The following is an 18,436-nucleotide window of genomic DNA, read 5'->3' on the forward strand; positions in this document are numbered from 1 at the left end:
CCCCGAGGGACAGGAGTACCTCCATGCGCCTGAACCGACCGCTGACCGCTGCTCTGGCCGTGCTCGGCCTGGGCCTGGCCAGCCCGACGCCGGCACTGGCCGGCCCACCGCACGCCGACCCACCCCAGGTCGGCCACGGGCCCGGCCGTCCCGGCCACGCCCCGGCCGCCACCGGCGCGGAGGACCAGGGCGCCCCGACGTTCTTCAACAGCGGGCTCGCCCCGACGCCCTACCAGGGCTGGAACACCTACTTCGGCCTCGGTGGCGATCCCACCGAGGCCGAAGTCAGGTCCGTCACCGACCACATGGTCCACAGTGGTCTGCGCGACGCCGGCTACACCTACGTCTGGATCGACGGCAACTGGGCCGCGCCCAATCCGCGCAACGAGGCCGGCCAGCTCGTCGCCGACCCCGCCCGCTTCCCCGGCGGAATGGCCGCGCTGGCCGCGTACATCCACAGCAAGGGGATGAAGGCCGGCATCTACACCGACGCCGGCCCGTACCTGCCGGGGCAGTGCGGGCTCGGCAGCAACGGCCACTACCGTGCCGACGTCGCCCAGTTCGCCGGCTGGGGCTTCGACGCGCTCAAGGCCGACTGGCTCTGCGGCCGGGCCGCCGGCCTCGACCCGGAGGCCACCTTCCGTGAGCTGGCCGAGGCGGTACGCCAGTCGCCGCGGCCGATGCTGCTCAACATCTGCAACCCGGTCAGCTCCGACTGGGGTGGCGGCCCGTACACCCCGGAACAGCTCTCCACCTGGAGCTACACGTACGCGCCCACCATCGCCGACTCCTGGCGGACGTACACCGACGTGGGCCTGACCGACCCGAGCCCGCAGTGGGCGTACCCGTGGGTGCTGCGCAACATGGATGTCAACGCGTACCACCCGGCGGCCACCGGGCCGGGGCACTACAACGACCCGGACTACCTGCTGCCGATGCGCCCGCTGCCCGACGGCGGGTACGAGTTGAGCCTGGACGAGTCCAAGACGCAGCTCGGCATGTGGGCCATCATGGCCGCGCCGCTGGTGATCGGCTCCGACCCGCGTGGCCTGCCGGCGGAGATGATCTCGGCGTTGATCAACCCGGAGATCATCGCGGTGGACCAGGACCCGCTGGTCCGACAGGGCGTCAAGGTCGCCGACACCGGCACCGACGCGCAGGTCTGGAGCAAGGTGCTCACCGGCTCCGGCAAGCGGGCCGTCGCGCTGCTCAACCGGCACGACACCGCCCAGCAGATCACGGTGACCTTCGCCGACGTAGCCCTCGGCGGGTCGGTGCGCGTCCGTGACCTGTGGTCCCGCGCTGACGTGGACGCCCAACCCGGCACCGCCGGAGCCCAGCCGTTCACCGGCTCGTACACCGTCGAGGTGCCGGCGCACGGGGTGGCCATGCTCGGTCTGACCGGCACCGACCAGGTCGCCAGCGCCAACCTCGGCGGCACCGCCAGCGCCAGCCCGGCGCTGGTCCGGGTGGACGACACGCACGCCGCCGCCTTCGTCCGCGACGCCTCCGGTGCGCTGGCGATGAACACCCGCTCCGGCGCGACCTGGGGCACCGGCTGGACCTCGCTCGGCGGCCCGGTCGGTGGCCGGATCCTCGGCCAGCCGGCCGCGTACGGCTCCGCCGGTGGGCGACTCGACGTCTTCGTCCGTGGCACCGACAACGCGGCCTGGCAGCGCAGTTACACCAACGGAAAATGGGGCCCGTGGCGCAGCCTCGGCGGTACGTTGACCGACGCGCCCACGGTGGCCTGGACCAGCCCGACCCAGTGGACGCTCGTCGCCCGAGGCGCGGACGGCAAGCTCTGGTCCCGTACCCCGGGCACCGGCTGGACCGGCGTCGGCGCTCCCGAGGACCGACCGTTCTACGGTCGGCCGAGCGCGGTCGTCGACGACGCCGGCGTCCTGCACGTGGCGGTCCGCAGCCGCACCGACGAGGTGTGGTGGAGCAGCCGGACCGGCACCACCTGGTCCGCCTGGACCAACCTGGGCGGCACCACCAGTGGCAGCCCGACGTTGCTCGCCACGTCCGGCCGGGTCTACCTGTTCTCGTTGGCCGCCGACAACCGGCTCTGGCAGCGCAACCTGGCCGACGGCGCCTGGGGTGGCTGGTTCCGGCGCGGTGAATTCGCGACCGACGCGTTCCGGGGTGCGCCCGGGGCCGCCGCCGGTGCCAACGGCAGTGCCTGGCTGGCCGTACGCGGCGTGGACAACCGGGTGCACCAGGTCGTCCTCTGATCCACGGTGGCGGGCCGTCGCTGGGCGGCCCGCCACCCTGCACCATCCCGACCTGCACCATCCCGACCTGCACCATCCCGGCCTGCACCATCCCGGCCTGCTCAGGCGGCGTCGGCTCCCGCATCCTCGTCGGCGCATCCTCGTCGGCGCGTCTCGCCCCGGGTCGCCCTGGCTCGGGCGGGTCGGCGTCAGGCCGGGACGAGCTCCGGCATCGGCGCACCCTGGCCTGGTGGCCTGGTGGCCTGGTGGCCTGGTGGCCTGGTGGCCTGGTGGCCTGGTGGCCTGGTGTCTGAGTGCGGGATGGTCTGGTTGTCCGCGTGCGGGAGCGTGGCCCGCAGCGGTTTGGGCTCGCCCAGCGCCGGCCTGCGCCATTGCACCACCGTGCCGGTGCCGCCGAGGGCGCGGCGTCATCCGGGGCCCCGGCCTTGTCGCGTGGGGCTACCTGGATCCGGCTGCGTGGTGACAGTGCGCTCAGCGCCGGCTGGTCGTGTCTATGTCCGTCGGTGGTAGTGGTTGCGGCGGGGGAGTTGGTCGGGGTCGAGCCAGGCGGGCGGTATGAACTCGGGGTGGTTGTCGTCGCTGAGTCGCACTGTCCAGTCGTTGTGGTGGAGGTGTCGGTGGTGGTGGCCGCAGAGTAGGACGGCGTTGTCGAGGTTGGTGGGGCCGCCGTCGGCCCAGTGGTGGATGTGGTGGGCGTCGCACCAGCGGGGTGGGCGGTCGCAGCCGGGGAAGGCGCAGCCGCCGTCGCGGAGCACGAGGGCGCGGCGCAGCGGGCCGGTGATGAGGCGGCGTTGTCGGCCCACGTCGAGGACCTGACCGGTGCCGCCGAGCACGGCGGGCAGGATCGCGGCGTCGCAGGCGAGTCGGCGCACCGTTTTCGGGGTGAGGTGCAGGCCGGTGTCGAGGGTGCCGGCGCGGAGTTGCCCCGCGAGGGCGTCGAAGCTGGTGGTGACGATGATCTGCGCGGGATCGCCGCCGTGTTCGGGTAGCTCCCCGGTGCGCAGGCTGAGCCGGCAGAGGTCGGCGAGGGCGTCATGACGGCGCTGCCCGGCGCAGCGCTGGTCATCGGGGCCGGACGGGGCGGTCAGCGGGTCGATCGCGGCGCGCAGCAGGCCGGCCGTTTCGCTGTCGAGGATGCCGGTGAGTCGGAGTCGGCCGTCTGCCAGCGCGGAAATCGTGACGTGGCGGTCGCGGGTGGCTCGGCGGGCGTCGGCTTCCAGTGCGGCCTGGGCGGCGGCGTCGGCGATATCGGGGGCGACGTGGTCGAGGATGCGGGTGCCGAGTTTGCGCAGCAGGGTGGGGTCGAACTGGCCGGCCCAGTCGGTGAGCACACCGACGGCCTTGTCGGCGACCTGGGCGCCGGCCGACGTGTGCACGGTGGTGACGGTGTCGGCGATGACCCGGGCCTGGTCGAGGGTGATGCGCCCATCGGCCAACGCTTGTCGTATCCCGGGGTTGCCGGTGTCCAGTGCGGCGGCGAGGTCGACGAGCCGGCGGGCAGCGGGAACGGTGAGGCGCAGTCGCTCACGCAGCCAGACCGCGGTGCTGGACGCGCCCTGCGCCCGGGCGGTGCCTCGACCGTCGATCTCACGAACCAGGGCGAGCGTGACGGCGGCGAGGCGTTGCTCCAGGCGGTGCGCGGCGTCGAGCGCCGCGACCAGCTCATCGTCGGCGAGAGCCCAGGTGGCGTCGTCAACGCAGGCAGCGACCGCGTCGTCTGCCTGCGCCAACTCCTCAACCATGCCAAGACACTAGAACAGGTGTACGACAACTTTCAGTGATCAAGATCGATTGGGTGGCAGCGCACCGCTGGTCCGGTCAGGGCCTCGGGCGGGTGGCCCCTAGGCCGGGCCAGATCGAGCCCGGCTCAGCGGCCTTGGCCATCAAGCCGGTCGGGCCCGTCCGGCCCGATGGGTCGGCCTCGTCGGGTCGTCGGCGCCTCGGCCGTCAGCTGCGCCGGATCAGGCCCGGGCCGGCGGCGATGTCGATGTCGCCGTCCTCTATCTCGTGGCCGGCCGCGCAGCGGAGCACCGCGCGGACCGGCTCACCGCAGTCGTGGTGGGTGGCGACGACGGACGGGCCGGCATCGTCGGCGGCCCAGGTGTCGCCCCAGTTGCGCAGTGCGGTGATCACGGGCAGCAACTCGTGGCCCTTGCGGGTGAGCTGGTATTCGTGGCGGGTGCGCTGACCCGGCTCCCGGTAGGGGATGCGTTCGAGCAGGTTGGCGGCGACCATTTCCTTGAGTCGGGCGGCCATGGCGGGCTCGCCGACGCCGACCCGGCGGACGAAGTCGTCGAAGCGGCGGGTGCCGAGCAGCGCCTCGCGCATGATCAGGACCGTCGACCTGCTGCCGACGATGTCCATCGCCCGGGCTACCGAGCAGTTCTCGCTCGACCAGGAGTCGCGATCTTCTCGGAGGTCCTCCATGCCGTCCAGCGTACCTGACTTGCGTAAAGGCTAGCCAGATGGTTCACTTTACCGTCGCTGGCTTATGCGAACGCAAGTCAGCCCGACAAGCATCGAGGACACCAGTGACAACCAACACCACGGCCCCGACCGCATCCGCACCCGCGCCGGCCACCGCCAGGTCCGTTCGCGGTTCCCGCCCGGTGACCCTGATCGCCATGTGTCTGGGCGCGATGATCACGTTCCTCCAGATCACCGCGACGGTCTCCGCCCTGACGACCATCCAGCGCGATCTTCGGGTGGACCCGACCACCGTGATCTGGATCCCCAGCGCCTACACCCTGGTCGTGGCCAGCGTGGTGCTGTCCGCAGCCACCCTCGGCAACCGCTACGGACGCAGGCGCATGTTCGGCGCCGGCATTCTCGCCATGATCGTTGGCGGTGCCGTGGTGGCCGGTGCCCCCACCGTTGCCTGGGTGATCGTCGGGCAGTTGGTCGCCGGCCTCGGCGGGGCCCTGATCCTGCCCAACAGCCTGGCGATCCTCGGCGCGACCTTCACCGACCCGCACCGCCGTACCGAGGTCATCACCGCGTGGGCAGCAGCCTCCGGCATCGGGCTCGCGATCGGCCCGCTCATCGCCGGCACCCTGCTGAAGCACTACGCGTGGCACAGCGTCTACCTGTCGACGATCGTGCTGGGCGTCGTCACCCTCGTCGTCGCCGCCATCGGCGTGGCCGAGTCCCGGCCGAGCGCAGGCCGACTCGACGTACCCGGCCTGCTGCTCGGCACCGTCGCCATCGCCGCGGCCGTCTACGCCCTGATCCAGGGCGGCAAGGACGGCTACACCAGCCCGGTGGTGACGGTGGGCTGGATCGCCGCGGCTGCCGCGCTTGTCGCGTTCGTCCTGGTCGAGCTGCGTTCCGATGCGCCGATGCTCGACGTACGGCTGTTCCGGTCCGCGTCGTTCAGCGCCGTCATGGTCGTCGCCGCGGTGTCGCTGTTCGGCTTCACCGGCGTGGCGATCCTGCTGGTCCTCTTCCACGAACGTGTCCAGGCACTCAGCCCGCTGGACACCGGCTGGCGGATGCTGGTGCTCTTCGGCGCCTACGTGGTCGTCGCCTTCGGCGCCGGGCGCGCGATCCGTCGTACCGGCTTCAAAGCGCCGCTCACCCTCGGCCTGGTCCTCGGTGCGGTGGCGAGCTTCGGCCTGGCGGCTCAGGGTCCCACCGCGTCGTTCGGTCACCGGTGGCCGCTGTTCGCCTTGTTCGGTGCCGCAGGCGGCCTGGTGGTGGCCCCGGCGACCGCCGCCGCGTTGGCCAGCGTCGCGCCCGCGCAGGCCGGGATGGCCTCCGGGGCGGTCAACGCCGCCCGACAGGTCGGCTCCGTGCTCGGCACGTCCCTGCTGGGCACGCTGCTCACCACCACGATGCTGGCCGACCTACCCGACCGGTTGGCCGCGCACCAGGTCGGCGAACCCACCCGTGGCGCCGTGCAGGCGGCGGTGGCCGCCGGTGTCACCGGCGACCAGCCGCTGCCCGACCCGGTCCGGGCGGCGATCGCCGAAGCCATGACCTCCGGCGTCCAGGCCGGGTTGCGGGTCAACGGCATCGTCTTCCTCGTCACCGCCGTGCTCACGCTCGCCCTCGTCCGCAACAGGCCGCACCAGCACTGAGGCCAGCGCGCCGACTGCGCCGATCGCCACGAAGATCAGCCGATGGCGGTCAAGCCGTGGTCACGGCCGCGGTGACCTCGACCTCCAGCACCGCGCCGTCGAGAAATAGCCGGCTCACCTCGACGGTGGTGCTGGCGGGCCTGGTCTGCCCGAAGTGGCGGTTGCGGACGTCCGCATAGCCGGCCAGGTCGCCGAGGTCGGTCAGGAACGTCCGGACGTGCAGCACGTCGGCGAAGGTGGCGCCGTGCGCCGCGAGCAGCGCGCCGATCAACTCGAAGATCCGTTCGGACTGCGTCCGCACGTCGCCCGGTGCGACCACCGCGCCGGCGTCGTCCACCCCGACCTGACCGGAGAGCATCAGCAGCGCGCCCCCTGGCAGGTCGAGGCGGGCGACGTGAGCGAACCGGTCGCCGAACGGCGCGGCGACGGTCGTCGGATTGTCCAGGGTCAGGTTCACTGCTTCTCCTCGGATGCTGCGGTGTCAGTGAGACGGGCGATGTCGCCCTCCGGATGGCGCGCGGCCGCCAACGCCGACGCGGCGGCGCGCAGCAGGGGCGCTGGCGCGTCGCCGAGCACGTCGAGGGCGAGCCGGGCGTCCTTGGCGGCCAGGGCGGCGGCGAACGCGGCGTCCGTGGCGGTCGCCCGGGCGACCGCGCCGCCGAGCGGCCCGGTGCCAAGTGCATCGATCGCGGTACGTCGGTCGACGCCGACGGCGTCCGCGACGGCGAGCGCGTCCGCGACCGCGGTGACCGCAGTGATCAGCGCGGTGTTGAGCACCAGCTTCAACGCGGCGCCCCGGCCGGAGCCGCCGCAGCGACGGACGGTGCCCAACGTCCCCAGCAGCGGGGCGATCCGCTCGACGACCCCCTCTTCCCCGCCGACCAACACCACGAGCTGGCCCGTCTCGGCAGCTCCGGCACTGCCGGCGACCGGAGCGTCGACCAGCGGTACTCCCGCCGGCAGCAGCGTGGCCAGTTCGGCCACGGCCCGGGGACCGATGGTGGACATCTCGATCACGGGGGTGCCCGGCCGCAGCGCCAGTGCCGCACCGGTGTCGACCAACGTGTGCCGGACGGCGACCGCATCGGTGAGCATGGTGATCACCACGTCGGCGTCGCGGACCGCCTCGGCTGGGCTGCCGGCGGCGCGCGCCCCGGCGTCGACGAGCGGTGCCGTGCGGGCGGACGTGCGATTCCAGACGGTGAGCCGATGGCCGGTGGCCAGCAACCGACGGCCGATCGCGGTGCCCATCGTGCCCGTACCCAACAGGGCGATCTCGAACATGTCGCCAACGCTAGGGCGCGGGAAGCCATGCCACTAGCGACTGTTACGCATTGCTGCCATGCTGCGGGAGCATGTCACGATGCAGCTGAACGCGCTCCAGGTCTTCCGTGCCGTCGCCGAGCACGGCTCCATCACGGCTGCGGCCCGCAGCCTGCGCTACACCCAGTCGGCGGTGTCCCGACAGATCGCCGCGCTGGAAGCCGAGACCGGGTCGCCGTTGCTGGACCGGCTGCCGCGCGGTGTCGCCCTGACCGAGCAGGGCCGTTGCCTGCTCGGCCACGCCGAGGCGGTGCTCGACCGGCTGGACACCGCCCGGCGGGACCTGGCGGCGCTGCGCGACCTGTCCGCCGGCCGGTTGCGGGTCGGCGCGTTCCCCACGGCGGTCGCCGCGCTTGTGCCACGTGCTCTGGCCAGCTTCAGGTCCGACCATCCCGCGGTGGCCCTGTCGCTGGTCGAAGGGCTCACGCCCGGGCTGCTGAAGCGCCTGGTCGACGGCGACGCCGACGTCGCCGTGGTGAGCGCCGCGTCGGACCAGCCATTCGACGGCGACCAGTTCGACCTGCACCACCTCGTCGACGAGACGCTTCTGGTGGCCGTTCCCCGGACGCATCGGCTCGCCCACCGGCGGACCATCCGCCTGCGCGACCTGGCCGATGAGTCGTTCATCGCCGGCTCGGCGACCGCCGAGGAGACTCTGCTGCGAGCGACCCTACCGGCGGGTTTTCGCCCGCGGATCGACATTGTCGCGGCCGAGTGGACCGGCAAGCTGGGCTGTGTCGCGGCGGGTCTGGGCGTCGCGCTGGTGCCGGCCCTGGCCGTGCGCGCCGCTCCGTCCGACCTGACCCTGCTCCGTCTGCACCCCGACGACGTGTCCGTCCGGCGGATCTTCGCCGCGACAGTCGCTGGGCGGAGCCGACCACCGGCGGTGCGGCGGTTCCTCACTCATCTGGACCGGGCGGCGGGCCTGAGCGAAGCGGGCGGGTGACGTGGACCGCCGTGCGGCGGTCCACGTCCCGGCATCAGCCGCCGATGGTGTCGAGCTCTTCGATCGCGTCGGCCGGCAGCTTCAGGTCGGCGGCGGCGATGTTCTCCCGCAGGTGCGCCAGCGTCGAGGTGCCCGGGATCAGCACGGTGGTGGGGGAGCGCTGCAGCAGCCACGCCAGAGCGACCTGCTGGGGCGACGACCCCACCCGGGCGGCCACATTGTTGAGCGTGTCGGACTGCAACGGCGTGAACCCGCCGAGCGGGAAGAACGCGGCGAACGCGATGTTCTCCGCCGCGCACCGGTCCACCAGGGCGTCGTCCTGCCGGTTGGCGAGGTTGTAGAGGTTCTGGACAGTGACCACCGGGGCGATGGCCTGGGCCTCGGTGAGCTGGTCGAGCGTGACGTTGCTGAGCCCGAGGTGCCGGATCAGCCCCTCCTGCCGCAGTTCTGCGAGGGCGCCGAACTGCTCGGAGAGGGGATCGTCGCCGGTGCCCTCCGCCACACCGACCCGCAGGTTGACCACGTCGAGGACGTCCAGGCCGAGGTGCTGGAGGTTGTCCCGGACCTGGGCCTTCAGTTCGTCCGGCTCCAGCGCCGGGATCCAGGAGCGGTCGGCGCCGCGGCGCGCGCCGACCTTGGTGACCAGGTGCAGATCCTCGGGGTACGGGTGCAGCGCCTCGCGGATCAGCTCGTTCACCACCACCGGGCCGTAGAAGTCGCTGGTGTCGATGTGCCGGACACCGAGGTCGACGGCCTCGCGGAGCACGGCGAGCGCCTGCTCGCGGTCGCGGGGCGGGCCGAAGACACCGGGGCCGGCCAACTGCATCGCCCCGTAGCCCATCCGGCTGAGGGTGAGGCCGTCAGCCAGGGTCAGGGACCCGCCGGGAAGGTTCTCGCTCATGTCGTCCTCTATCCGTGATCGGAGTGGGTATGCGTCGACTGTGCGTCGGCTGCCGGCCGGCCGGCAGGGCGAGCTGTTCCTGGTAGTGACACAGCCAGTCACCGGGCGGCCCGGCGATCTACCGTCGGTCTCATGGACGCGACGAACCCGCTCGGCGACTTTCTGCGTGCCCGCCGGGAGCAGACCCGGCCCGAGGACGTCGGGCTCGGCCCGGGAGTGGGCCTGCGCCGGGTGCCGGGGCTGCGGCGCGAGGAGGTGGCGATGCTGGCCGGGATCAGCGCCGACTACTACCTGCGGTTGGAGCAGGGCCGCGAACGGCATCCGTCGGTGCAGGTCCTCGATGCCCTGGCCGGGGTGCTGGGGTTGGACCCGGAGGCGACCGCGTACATGATCGGGCTGAGCCGTGCGCGGTCGCGCCGGGCCGCCCGACCGGCCGCTGACCGGGTGCCGGCCAGCATCCTGCACCTGCTGCGACAGCTCGACATGCCGGCCTTCGTGCAGAACCGCTACCTCGACATCCTCGCCTCGAACCCGATGGCGAGGGCACTGTCGCCGAATCTCGCCCCGGGCGCCAACCGGCTACGCGCGGTGTTTCTCGACCCGGCCGAGCGGGAGCTGTTCCGCGACTGGCGGCAGGCGATGCAGAGCGTGGTGGGGCAGATGCGCGCCGACTCGGGCGGGGCCACCGACGACCCCCGGTTGACGGCGTTGGTGGGGGAGCTGTCACTCAAGAGCGACTGCTTCCGCCGGTTGTGGGCGCGTCACGAGGTGCGTCGGCGGGAGGGCGTGGTGAGCCGGCTGCGTCATCCCGAGGTGGGTGATCTCGACCTGTACTGCGACAAGCTCGCGGTGGCGGGCGCCGACGGGCAACTGCTGGTGATCTACCACGCTGAGCCGGGTACGGAGTCCGCGCGCTCGTTGGCGCTGCTCGGCTCGATCGCCGCCAGCAGCCGGGACGACACCCCGGACAGTCTCCGGCCCGGTGACCCGGCCCGGCTCTACCCGTCGGAGTGAGCTGACTCGGTAGGGATGTGCTCGTAGCGCTTGCGCATGGCCTCGCTGGCGGCCGGGCCGGCGGCGAAGACGAAGTCGGCGGCGTCGAGCGGCCGCCCGGTGCTGCGGTCCACGATCACCGGGTCGGCCTCCACGCCGGTGTTCCGGTCGACCAGGATCATGCTGCGCTCGCTCGGGTCGAGGCGTGAGTTGCCCCAGGCGGCGAGTGCGACGACGACGGGCCGCAGGCTGCGACCGAGGTCGGTGAGGACGTACTCGTAGCGGTCGGGCCTGGTCTGGTAGCGGCGTCGTTCGAGCAGCCCCTGCCCGGTCAGGGTCTTGAGTCGGCTGGTCAGGATGCTGGACGAGACGCCCAGGTTGGCCTGGAACTGATCGAACCGGGTGTAGCCGTCGAAGGCGTCATGCAGGATCAGCAGCGTCCACCACTCGCCCACGTGCCCCAGAGCGCTGGACAGCGGGCATTCGCGGTCCTCCAGCCGGATCTTCCCTGCCACGGGTGTGCCCCTCTCCGAGTCGGTGCTAGTGTCGAAGTCAGTAGGTGCTATTTCAGCAGTAACTATACGACGTCCTCACGACGTCGGCTTCCTGCTGCCCAGCCACGTCCGGGAGGAACGCGGAACCATGACCGCCACCCAGGCCGCACCGGCCATCATCCGCCGCTACTTCGAGCTCGCCGGCCAGCCTGACTCGGAGGATTACTTCGGCCTCTTTGCCGAGGACGCCGTGGTCGAGGACGAGTCGACCGAGTACCGGGGCATCGAGGCCATCCGCCGGTGGCGTCGAGCCGTGCCGCTGGTGTCGTACGAGATCACCGACATCGAGGAGACTCCCGCTGGCGCGATCGTGACCGCGACGATCACCGGCGACTTTCCCGGCAGTCCCTTCGCCGGGCTCCGCTACCGCTTCAGTGACTACGACGAGAGCGCGATCCGGGCGCTGCGCATCGCGCCCTGACCACAAGGGTTGACGACAGTTGTTTGTGAGTGCACACTTACAAACATGCGATCGACCGCCGAGGCCCGCCGGGTCACCGTCCTGAACGCCGCGGTGTCGGCCTTTGCGCGCACCGGCTTCCACGCCACCCCGGTCACCGCCGTGGCCGCCGCCGCCGGCATCTCCGAGGCGTACGTCTTCCGGCTCTTCTCCGGCAAGCTCGGGTTGTTCGTGGCGGCGGCCGGTGCGTGCTTCGACCGGATCGCCGCGGCTATCGAGGCGGGGGCGGAGCGCGCCACGGGCGACAGCCCGGAGGAGATCCTCGAGGTGATGGGTGACGCCTACGCGGAGCTGATCGCCGACCGCGATCTCCTGCTCTTCCAGGTCCAGGCGCAGGCCGTCACCGACATCCCCGAGATCGCCGAGGCGGTGCGGGCCGGCTACCGGCAGGTCGCCACCCTCGTGCAGAGCCGGGCCGGCGCCAGCGACGCACAGGTGCAGCAGTTCTTCGCGTACGGCCAGCTCTGCCACCTGATCGTGACCGCCGGTCTGGAGCAGGTCTCCGAACCGTGGGCTCGCGCCCTGACCGACGGCATTCGCCACCCCTGACCCGACGTACGACCTGGGCCGCGCCTGCGGCCCACTTTTTCACGGCGCGAAGTGTGTGAGTGCACACTTACAAACAAAGGAAATCGGATGACGATCGATGCGATGATCACCGAAGTGGTGCTGCCCGGCGTGGTGGAGCCCGACGGCCTCCGGCTGCGCCGCCGTCCCATGCCCACCCCGGCCCCGGGGCAGGCGCTCGTCCAGGTCGAGGCCACCGGCATCTCGTTCGCCGAGCAGCAGATGCGCCACGACCTCTACCCCGGCCAGCCGAAGTTCCCGTTCGTGCCCGGCTACGACCTCGTCGGCACCGTCCGGGCGGTCGGTCCCGGCGGCGACAACTCACTCGTCGGCACCCGGGTCGCGGCGGTCACCAAGACCGGCGGCTGGGCCTCGCACGCACTGGTCGACATCGACGCCCTGGCCCCGGTACCCGCTGGCCTCGACCCCGCCGAGGCCGAGACCGTCGTCGTCAACGGGGTCACCGCCTGGCAGATGGTGCGGGGCGCCGACCTGCGGGCCGGCCAGACCATCCTCGTGCACGGCGCGAACGGCGGCGTCGGGACCGTGCTGGTCCAGCTTGGACGCCACCTCGGCCTGCGGGTCATCGGCACCGCTGCCGTACGGCACCACGCCGCGCTGCGCGAACTCGGCGTCGAACCGCTCGACTACCGCGACCCGAACATGGCCGCGCGCGTCCGCGAGCTGTCGCCGGGTGGCGTCGACGCCGTCTTCGACCCGGTCGCCGGCCCGGGCGTACGCACCTCGTACGACCTGCTCGCCCCGCGCGGCAAGCTGGTCGTCTACGGCAACGCCGCCGCCGTGGGCTCCGGCCAGTCGGTCGTGTGGGTCTTCGTGAAGCTGCTGACCCGCCTCTACACCTGGAACGCGCTGCCGAACGGCCACCGGGCCGGTTTCTACAACTTCTGGGCCGGTCACCTCACCCGCCGCACTGCGTTCCGGCGTCGTCTGCGCACCGACCTCGGCATCGTGCTCGACCTGCTGCGGCAAGGAGTGATCGTGCCGCAGATCGCCGCCCGCTACCCGCTCAGCGAGGTTTCCGCCGCACTGGTTTTCGCCGAGACCCGCAGCCGGGCCGGCAAGGTGGTGCTGGAGCCCTGACCATCACGCACGTGTCCGGCAACCGGTGCGTATGCAGTCGAGGGCCCCGAGGGCGTACGGTGGACATGTCGCCCGGGATCCCGGTGGCCGCCAGACGCCGTCGCCACCAGCCCGTCAGGGGCGTTACCGATCGTCATCCCCGTCGCCGCGACTCTTTGGCCGTGTCGGCCGATCGCCGAGCACGTGCCGGCCGTCGGGTTCCGCAGTCATCGCGGTCGGAACAGTTGGTGGTCCGGATCCGACGCACGCATGCACACCACTGTCCGTGCGAATGATCGTTTTGAACACCCAACCAGGGGGAGCACCAGATGAGGATCGCCAGGGACAGGATCGTCACCGCACTTCGCGACCGGGGCCAGCAGGCCCGGGCCGACTGGGTCGAGCGCGAGCTGCCGGAGCGCGTGGACCCGGCGAAGCACACCGGGCTGCTCGCCACCCTGCACCTCAACCCAGCTGATCTCGTCGACGCGTCCTCCCCTTGAGGGTTGCGCTGCTCGGACCGGTCGCCTGGCGTACGCCCCCGCACCACTACGGGCCGTGGGAGCAGGTGACCGGCCTGCTAGCCGAGGGCCTGGTCAGCCGCGGCGTGGATGTGACGCTCTTCGCGACACTGGACTCCGTCACCTCCGCCCAGCTCGACGGAGTCTGCCCACGCGGGTACGCGGACGACCCGGACATGGACGGTCGGGTGTGGGAGGCGATGCACGTCTCCCACGCGATGGCCCGCTCGGCGCAGTTCGACGTGGTGCACAGCCACCTGGACTGGCTGCCCCTGGCGTTCGCGGAACACTGCCGTGCACCGCTGCTGACCACGGTTCACGGCTTCTCCGGCGCGGGGATCCTGCCCGCCTACGGCCGAGCCCGCTCGTCGTACGTGTCGATCTCCGACGCCGACCGGGCGCCGGAGCTCGACTACGTTGCCACGGTCTACCACGGCGTCGACGTCGGCGGCCTGCCGTTCACCGACAAGGCTGGCCCTGGGCTGGCCGCCTTCGGCCGGATCCACCCGGACAAGGGCACCCACACCGCTATCGAGATCGCCCGCCGTGCCGGCCGGCCGCTGACCATCTGCGGGATCGTGCAGGACGAGCGGTACTTCGCCGAAGAGGTGGCACCGCACATCGACGGTGACCAGGTCGTCTTCCTCGGGTCGGTGGGCCCGCGACGGCGTGCCGAGGTGCTGGGTTCGAGCACCGCGCTGCTGCACCCGATCGCCTTCGACGAGCCGTTCGGGCTGTCGGTCGTGGAATCGATGGTCTGCGGCACCCCGGTCGTTGCATATCAGCGGGGGTCCATGCCCGAGGTGGTCGACGAAGGGGTGACGGGCCTCCTCGTCCACACCGTCGACCAGGCCGTCGAGGCGATCACCCGGGCCGCCGACCTCGATCGGGCGGGGTGCCGGGCGCAGGCTTTGAAGCGCTTCAGCGCGGACCGGATGGTCACCGACTATCTCGCGGTCTACGACCAGCTCGTTCGTAACTGACTGAACCGCACACCTCTTTCGTTCCGCCGGTCACACACGCTGACCGGCGTGCGCCGTTCCCGCGTGAGGCTCACCGCGTACTCCTGTGGTGGCCGACAACCGGAAGGCACGACGTTCATGCCCAGCTACGGATTCCTCAGCACCCACCCACCGACCCGGTGCGGCCTGGCCACGTTCAACGCCGCCCTCGCCGCCCAGCTCACCGCCGACGGCACCCACGGCGGCATCGTCCGGGTCACCGATCACGGCGACGACCAACGGCCCGTGCCCGGGGTCGTGCACACCTGGTCGGCGCGTGACCCGGCCGGCTGGCGGGACGCGGCGGCCGCCCTCAACGCGTACGACGTGGCGATCGTCCAGCACGAGTACGGCATCTACCCCGGCACCGACGGCGAGGAGGTCCTGCCGTTGCTGCGGCGCCTCAGCGTGCCGAGCATCGTGGTCCTGCACACCGTCCTCAGCCAGCCCTCCGCCCGGCAGAAATCCCTGCTGGAGCAGATCGTGGCCACCGCCGGGGCGGTCGTCACGATGACCGACACCGCCCGGGACCGGCTGCTCGTCGGGTACGCCGTGCCAGCGGGCAAGGTGACGGTCATCCCGCACGGCGCCGCCGAGCTTGCCGGTGTACCCGTTGACCGGCGTGCCCGCCCGCACCTGCTGACCTGGGGACTGATCGGTCCGGGCAAGGGCATCGAGTGGTCGTTGCGGGCCCTCGCCCGGTTGCAGGATCTGGAACCGACTCCGACCTACACGGTCGCCGGGCGGACCCACCCGAAGGTGATCGAGCACCACGGTGAGGCGTACCGGGCCGGGCTGCACCAGCTTGGCGCACAGTTGGGGGTCGGGCACTCCGTCGACTACCAGGACATCTACCACGACCAGGAGGCACTGGGCCGGTTGATCCGATCCGCCGACGTGGTCGTCCTGCCCTACGACTCCCGCGAACAGGTCACCTCCGGCGTCCTCATCGAAGCGGTGGCGGCCGGGGTGCCCGTCGTGGCGACGGCGTTCCCGCACGCCGTCGAGCTGCTGACCGGTGGGCCCGGTCTGGTCGTACCCCATCAGAACCCGGCGGCGCTGGCCAAGGCGATCCGGCGGGTCCTGACCGAGCCGGGCCTGACCGCCCGGTTGGCCGGGCGGGTCCGCCCGCTGGCTGCGGACCTGCGGTGGCCGGCGGTGGCGGCCCGCTACGGCACCCTCGCTGACGAGCTGCTGGCCGCCCGCTCGCCTGCCGTCAGCGCCGTGCCGGCGTGACGGCGACCACCGGACACCCCCCGACCGCGACGGGTGGACGCTGGGTGACGGCGCCCGCGCCGAGCTTCGCGCACCTGGCCCGACTGAGTGACGACACCGGTCTGTTCGAGCATGCCCGGCACGCCATCGTCCGCCGCGAGCACGGCTACTGCACCGACGACGTGGCTCGCGGCCTGGTGGTCGTCAGCCGCGAGCCGGAGCCGAGCGACGAGCTGCTCCGGCTCGCGGAGCGCTACCTGGCGTTCCTGACCCACGCGCAGGACATCGACGGCGCGTTCCACAATCGACTCGGGCACGACCGGCGCTGGGCCGACGAACCAGGGCTCGGCGACTGGTGGGGTCGGGCGCTGTGGGGCCTGGGCACCGCCGTCGCCCGCAGCCCCGCGCCCTGGGTACGCGAGGAGGCGCTGATGGCGTTCAGCCGGGGTGCCACCCGGCGCGCCAAGGCGCCGCACACGATGGCGTTCGCCGGTCTGGGCGCGGCCGAGGTGCTCCGCCGTCACCCGGGCCACGTCGCCGCGGCGTCCCTGCTCGCCGACGCGGCCAGCACCGTCGGCCCGGCGGGGTCCGACCCGCGCTGGCCGTGGCCACGGCAGGAGCTGACCTACGCGAACGCGGCCCTCGCCGAGGTGGTCATCGCCGCCAGCCAGCTTCGCGAGGGTGGTCCACCTCTCTACGACGGCCTGCGGATGTTGACCTGGCTGCACCAGGCCCAGCTCCGCGACGGGCGGTTGTCGGTCGTACCCGCCGGGGGGTGGCGGCGCGGCGCCGTACGACTGCACCACGACCAGCAGCCGATCGAGGTCGCCGCCTTCGCCGACGCCTGCGCCACGGCTGCCACGGTCACCGGGGACCCCGGGTGGGACGCCGGCGTGCGGCAGGCGGTCGGGTGGTTCCTCGGTGACAACGACCTCGGCACGCCGATGTGGGATCCGGCGACCGGCGGTGGCTACGACGGGCTGACCGCGCACGGGCCCAACCTCAACCAGGGCGCCGAGTCCACCCTCGCGCTCATCTCCACCCTGCAGCACGCCCGGCGGTGGTCGTGACCCGGAGTCTGGCCGTCCGTCAGGACGTCACCCTCACCCCGGACCCACGCCGGGTCATCATCAAGCTCTTCGTCCCGGGTGAGGACGCCGCGGTGGTACGCACCCGCGCGCGGGCACTCATCGACCGGGTCGCGCGCCTCGGCGAGGAGGAGACCGGCCGGCTGTTGCGGGACACCTTCGACCGCTTCGGCGCCCGGCACCGCGACCTGGCCGGCACGTTCCACCACCACTACGACCTGGTCCGGCACCGGGCCGCGCGGGCCCGGGACCTCTCGCCAACCAGCCGGCTGCTGGTCGGCGCCTACTTCAGCCACGAGTACGCCGTCGAGGCCGCCGCCCTCTGCAACCCGTCGATGGTGGCCCACCCAGACCAGACCGAACTCGGCACCGGGCAACTTCGCGTCGCTGTCAGCCTGCGCCAGGTCGGGGAGGGGCACGTGTCCTCCATCGGGTTCGCCACCGCGGTCCTCGGACCAGGGCGGCAGCTCACGGTCGCCGACCGGCCCGGCCCGTTGGCCGTCGGACAGCGGGTGGGCGTACGGCACCGTCGGGACCTGCTCGTCGCCGGCCTGGCCGAGGAGGACTGCGACAACGAGGTCGCCGCCACGGTGCTCGACGCCCTGCCCGAGTGGTACGACGAGGTCACCTTCGAGCGGGTGCTCGCCAACCTGCCACCCGATCTGCTCTCTCGCAGCACCGGGTTGGGCACCCTCGAACAACTGCGTCGCACCAACGCCGGTAGCTACGCCACGGCCTTTCCCGCCGACACGGCCCTGCACCAACGGGTGCTCTGGCCGGCCACCCCGGCAGAGAGCAACGGCATGGAGGATGCGCGGTTCGTCCGGTTCGTCGACGAGTCCGGGCCGGTGTACAGGGCCACCTACACCGCCTACGACGGCCGGAGCATCGCCACCCGTGCGCTGGTCAGCAGTGACCTGCGCCGCTTCGAGATGACCCCGATGCGCGGGCCGGGTGCCCGGAACAAGGGGATCGCGCTGTTTCCGCGTACCGTCGGCGGCCGGCACCTGGCGTTGTGCCGCGCCGACGGCGAGACCATCGGTCTGACCACTCTGGACGGCGACAACCGCTGGCAGGCTCCGGCCCCGCTGCACGCACCGGGCGAGAGTTGGGAGCTGATCCAGGTCGGCAACTGCGGATCTCCCATCGAGACCGACGCCGGCTGGCTCGTCCTGACCCACGGGGTCGGGCCGATGCGCCGGTACGCGATCGGCGCGCTCCTGCTCGACCTGCACAGACCGGAGCGGGTCGTCGCGCACCTGCCCGGCGTGCTCCTGGCACCCGACGAGAACGACCGGGAGGGGTACGTTCCCAACGTCGTCTACTCCTGCGGGGCACTCGTTCACGACGGTGAGCTGTGGGTGCCGTACGGGGCGAGTGACGCCCGGGTTGGTTTCGCCACCGTGTCGGTGCCCGCGCTGCTCAGCGCGATGGTGCAGGCTCCACCATTGATTGACCGCGACGGATGAAC

Annotated in this window: 18 protein-coding genes; 12 read left to right on the forward strand and 6 right to left on the reverse strand. The window is 72.0% G+C overall.

The genetic code is table 11. The features are described from left to right. Positions 1-23 precede the first annotated feature (23 nt). A complete protein-coding gene (locus tag HNR22_RS22090) occupies positions 24-2,237 on the forward strand; it encodes a DUF8189 domain-containing protein (RefSeq protein WP_179781939.1) in 2,214 nt (737 codons plus the stop codon). A gap of 491 nt (positions 2,238-2,728) precedes the next feature. On the opposite strand, the gene HNR22_RS22095 is transcribed toward HNR22_RS22090, so the two are convergent. Both HNR22_RS22095 and HNR22_RS22100 read right to left on the reverse strand, forming a co-directional pair. After that, positions 2,729-3,979, reverse strand: coding sequence for an HNH endonuclease signature motif containing protein (locus tag HNR22_RS22095; RefSeq protein ID WP_179781940.1), 1,251 nt, complete (start codon positions 3,977-3,979; stop codon positions 2,729-2,731). Positions 3,980-4,184: 205 nt separating this feature from the next. Beyond that, positions 4,185-4,664, reverse strand: a complete 480-nt coding sequence (locus HNR22_RS22100) for a winged helix-turn-helix transcriptional regulator (RefSeq protein WP_179781941.1) — start codon at positions 4,662-4,664, stop codon at positions 4,185-4,187. A 182-nt stretch (positions 4,665-4,846) separates the two neighbouring features. On the opposite strand from HNR22_RS22100, the gene HNR22_RS22105 reads away from it, so the two are divergent. Beyond that, positions 4,847-6,316, forward strand: coding sequence for an MFS transporter (locus tag HNR22_RS22105; protein ID WP_343059917.1), 1,470 nt, complete (start codon positions 4,847-4,849; stop codon positions 6,314-6,316). Positions 6,317-6,365: 49 nt separating this feature from the next. Here HNR22_RS22105 and HNR22_RS22110 read toward each other — a convergent pair whose 3' ends face one another. Continuing rightward, positions 6,366-6,773, reverse strand: coding sequence for a Rid family hydrolase (locus HNR22_RS22110; RefSeq protein ID WP_179781942.1), 408 nt, complete (start codon positions 6,771-6,773; stop codon positions 6,366-6,368). Beyond that, positions 6,770-7,600, reverse strand: coding sequence for an NAD(P)-dependent oxidoreductase (locus HNR22_RS22115; protein ID WP_179781943.1), 831 nt, complete (start codon positions 7,598-7,600; stop codon positions 6,770-6,772). Before HNR22_RS22115 ends, HNR22_RS22110 begins: the two co-directional genes overlap by 4 nt. Before the next feature lie 79 nt (positions 7,601-7,679). On the opposite strand from HNR22_RS22115, the gene HNR22_RS22120 reads away from it, so the two are divergent. Further along, positions 7,680-8,585, forward strand: coding sequence for a LysR family transcriptional regulator (locus tag HNR22_RS22120; protein WP_179781944.1), 906 nt, complete (start codon positions 7,680-7,682; stop codon positions 8,583-8,585). Positions 8,586-8,619: 34 nt separating this feature from the next. On the opposite strand, the gene HNR22_RS22125 is transcribed toward HNR22_RS22120, so the two are convergent. Then, positions 8,620-9,486 (reverse strand): oxidoreductase, encoded by an 867-nt coding sequence (locus HNR22_RS22125; protein ID WP_179781945.1) that lies wholly within the window; start codon positions 9,484-9,486, stop codon positions 8,620-8,622. 132 nt (positions 9,487-9,618) lie between these two features. On the opposite strand from HNR22_RS22125, the gene HNR22_RS22130 reads away from it, so the two are divergent. Then, the gene (locus HNR22_RS22130) at positions 9,619-10,500 is read left to right on the forward strand and encodes a helix-turn-helix domain-containing protein (RefSeq protein WP_179781946.1); all 882 of its coding nucleotides are present in this window, start codon (positions 9,619-9,621) and stop codon (positions 10,498-10,500) included. On the opposite strand, the gene HNR22_RS22135 is transcribed toward HNR22_RS22130, so the two are convergent. Then, positions 10,485-10,994: a winged helix-turn-helix transcriptional regulator gene (locus HNR22_RS22135; protein ID WP_179781947.1), complete on the reverse strand. Its 510-nt coding sequence runs from the start codon at positions 10,992-10,994 to the stop codon at positions 10,485-10,487. The two genes, HNR22_RS22130 and HNR22_RS22135, sit on opposite strands and share 16 nt — an antisense overlap. Before the next feature lie 127 nt (positions 10,995-11,121). Between HNR22_RS22135 and HNR22_RS22140 the strand changes: the two genes are divergently transcribed. The 8 genes from HNR22_RS22140 to HNR22_RS22175 all read left to right on the forward strand — a co-directional run bounded on the left by HNR22_RS22140 (position 11,122) and on the right by HNR22_RS22175 (position 18,434). Beyond that, positions 11,122-11,454, forward strand: a complete 333-nt coding sequence (locus tag HNR22_RS22140) for a nuclear transport factor 2 family protein (protein WP_179781948.1) — start codon at positions 11,122-11,124, stop codon at positions 11,452-11,454. Between the two features lie 45 nt (positions 11,455-11,499). Further along, on the forward strand, positions 11,500-12,042 hold the full coding sequence (locus HNR22_RS22145) for a TetR/AcrR family transcriptional regulator (RefSeq protein WP_179781949.1): 543 nt from the start codon (positions 11,500-11,502) through the stop codon (positions 12,040-12,042). 87 nt (positions 12,043-12,129) lie between these two features. Continuing rightward, positions 12,130-13,161 (forward strand): medium chain dehydrogenase/reductase family protein, encoded by a 1,032-nt coding sequence (locus HNR22_RS22150; protein ID WP_179781950.1) that lies wholly within the window; start codon positions 12,130-12,132, stop codon positions 13,159-13,161. Between the two features lie 308 nt (positions 13,162-13,469). Continuing rightward, positions 13,470-13,643 carry a hypothetical protein gene (locus tag HNR22_RS22155; RefSeq protein WP_179781951.1) on the forward strand — a complete coding sequence of 58 codons (174 nt, stop codon included), beginning with the start codon at positions 13,470-13,472 and terminating at the stop codon, positions 13,641-13,643. Further along, positions 13,640-14,644, forward strand: coding sequence for a glycosyltransferase family 4 protein (locus tag HNR22_RS22160; protein WP_179781952.1), 1,005 nt, complete (start codon positions 13,640-13,642; stop codon positions 14,642-14,644). The genes HNR22_RS22155 and HNR22_RS22160 overlap by 4 nt, the downstream gene beginning before the upstream one ends. A 117-nt stretch (positions 14,645-14,761) precedes the next feature. Continuing rightward, positions 14,762-15,898: a glycosyltransferase gene (locus HNR22_RS22165; RefSeq protein WP_179781953.1), complete on the forward strand. Its 1,137-nt coding sequence runs from the start codon at positions 14,762-14,764 to the stop codon at positions 15,896-15,898. Between the two features lie 44 nt (positions 15,899-15,942). Beyond that, positions 15,943-16,947 (forward strand): glycosyltransferase, encoded by a 1,005-nt coding sequence (locus HNR22_RS22170; RefSeq protein WP_179781954.1) that lies wholly within the window; start codon positions 15,943-15,945, stop codon positions 16,945-16,947. Beyond that, complete coding sequence (locus tag HNR22_RS22175; RefSeq protein ID WP_179781955.1) at positions 16,944-18,434, forward strand: glycoside hydrolase family 130 protein; 1,491 nt, start codon at positions 16,944-16,946, stop codon at positions 18,432-18,434. The genes HNR22_RS22170 and HNR22_RS22175 overlap by 4 nt, the downstream gene beginning before the upstream one ends. The last annotated feature ends 2 nt before the right edge of the window (positions 18,435-18,436 follow it).

The organism is Micromonospora jinlongensis, from assembly GCF_013410645.1.
GTDB classification, from domain to species: Bacteria; Actinomycetota; Actinomycetes; order Mycobacteriales; family Micromonosporaceae; genus Micromonospora; species Micromonospora zamorensis.

What these genes read in the sequence shown, in the direction of transcription:
- HNR22_RS22090 (WP_179781939.1), top strand. Translation starts at nt 24, where the DNA reads ATGCGCCTGAACCGACCGCTGACCGCTGCTCTGGCCGTGCTCGGCCTG.
- HNR22_RS22095 (WP_179781940.1), bottom strand. Translation starts at nt 3,979, where the DNA reads ATGGTTGAGGAGTTGGCGCAGGCAGACGACGCGGTCGCTGCCTGCGTT.
- HNR22_RS22100 (WP_179781941.1), bottom strand. Translation starts at nt 4,664, where the DNA reads ATGGAGGACCTCCGAGAAGATCGCGACTCCTGGTCGAGCGAGAACTGC.
- HNR22_RS22115 (WP_179781943.1), bottom strand. Translation starts at nt 7,600, where the DNA reads ATGTTCGAGATCGCCCTGTTGGGTACGGGCACGATGGGCACCGCGATC.
- HNR22_RS22120 (WP_179781944.1), top strand. Translation starts at nt 7,680, where the DNA reads ATGCAGCTGAACGCGCTCCAGGTCTTCCGTGCCGTCGCCGAGCACGGC.
- HNR22_RS22125 (WP_179781945.1), bottom strand. Translation starts at nt 9,486, where the DNA reads ATGAGCGAGAACCTTCCCGGCGGGTCCCTGACCCTGGCTGACGGCCTC.
- HNR22_RS22130 (WP_179781946.1), top strand. Translation starts at nt 9,619, where the DNA reads ATGGACGCGACGAACCCGCTCGGCGACTTTCTGCGTGCCCGCCGGGAG.
- HNR22_RS22140 (WP_179781948.1), top strand. Translation starts at nt 11,122, where the DNA reads ATGACCGCCACCCAGGCCGCACCGGCCATCATCCGCCGCTACTTCGAG.
- HNR22_RS22145 (WP_179781949.1), top strand. Translation starts at nt 11,500, where the DNA reads ATGCGATCGACCGCCGAGGCCCGCCGGGTCACCGTCCTGAACGCCGCG.
- HNR22_RS22150 (WP_179781950.1), top strand. Translation starts at nt 12,130, where the DNA reads ATGACGATCGATGCGATGATCACCGAAGTGGTGCTGCCCGGCGTGGTG.
- HNR22_RS22155 (WP_179781951.1), top strand. Translation starts at nt 13,470, where the DNA reads ATGAGGATCGCCAGGGACAGGATCGTCACCGCACTTCGCGACCGGGGC.
- HNR22_RS22165 (WP_179781953.1), top strand. Translation starts at nt 14,762, where the DNA reads ATGCCCAGCTACGGATTCCTCAGCACCCACCCACCGACCCGGTGCGGC.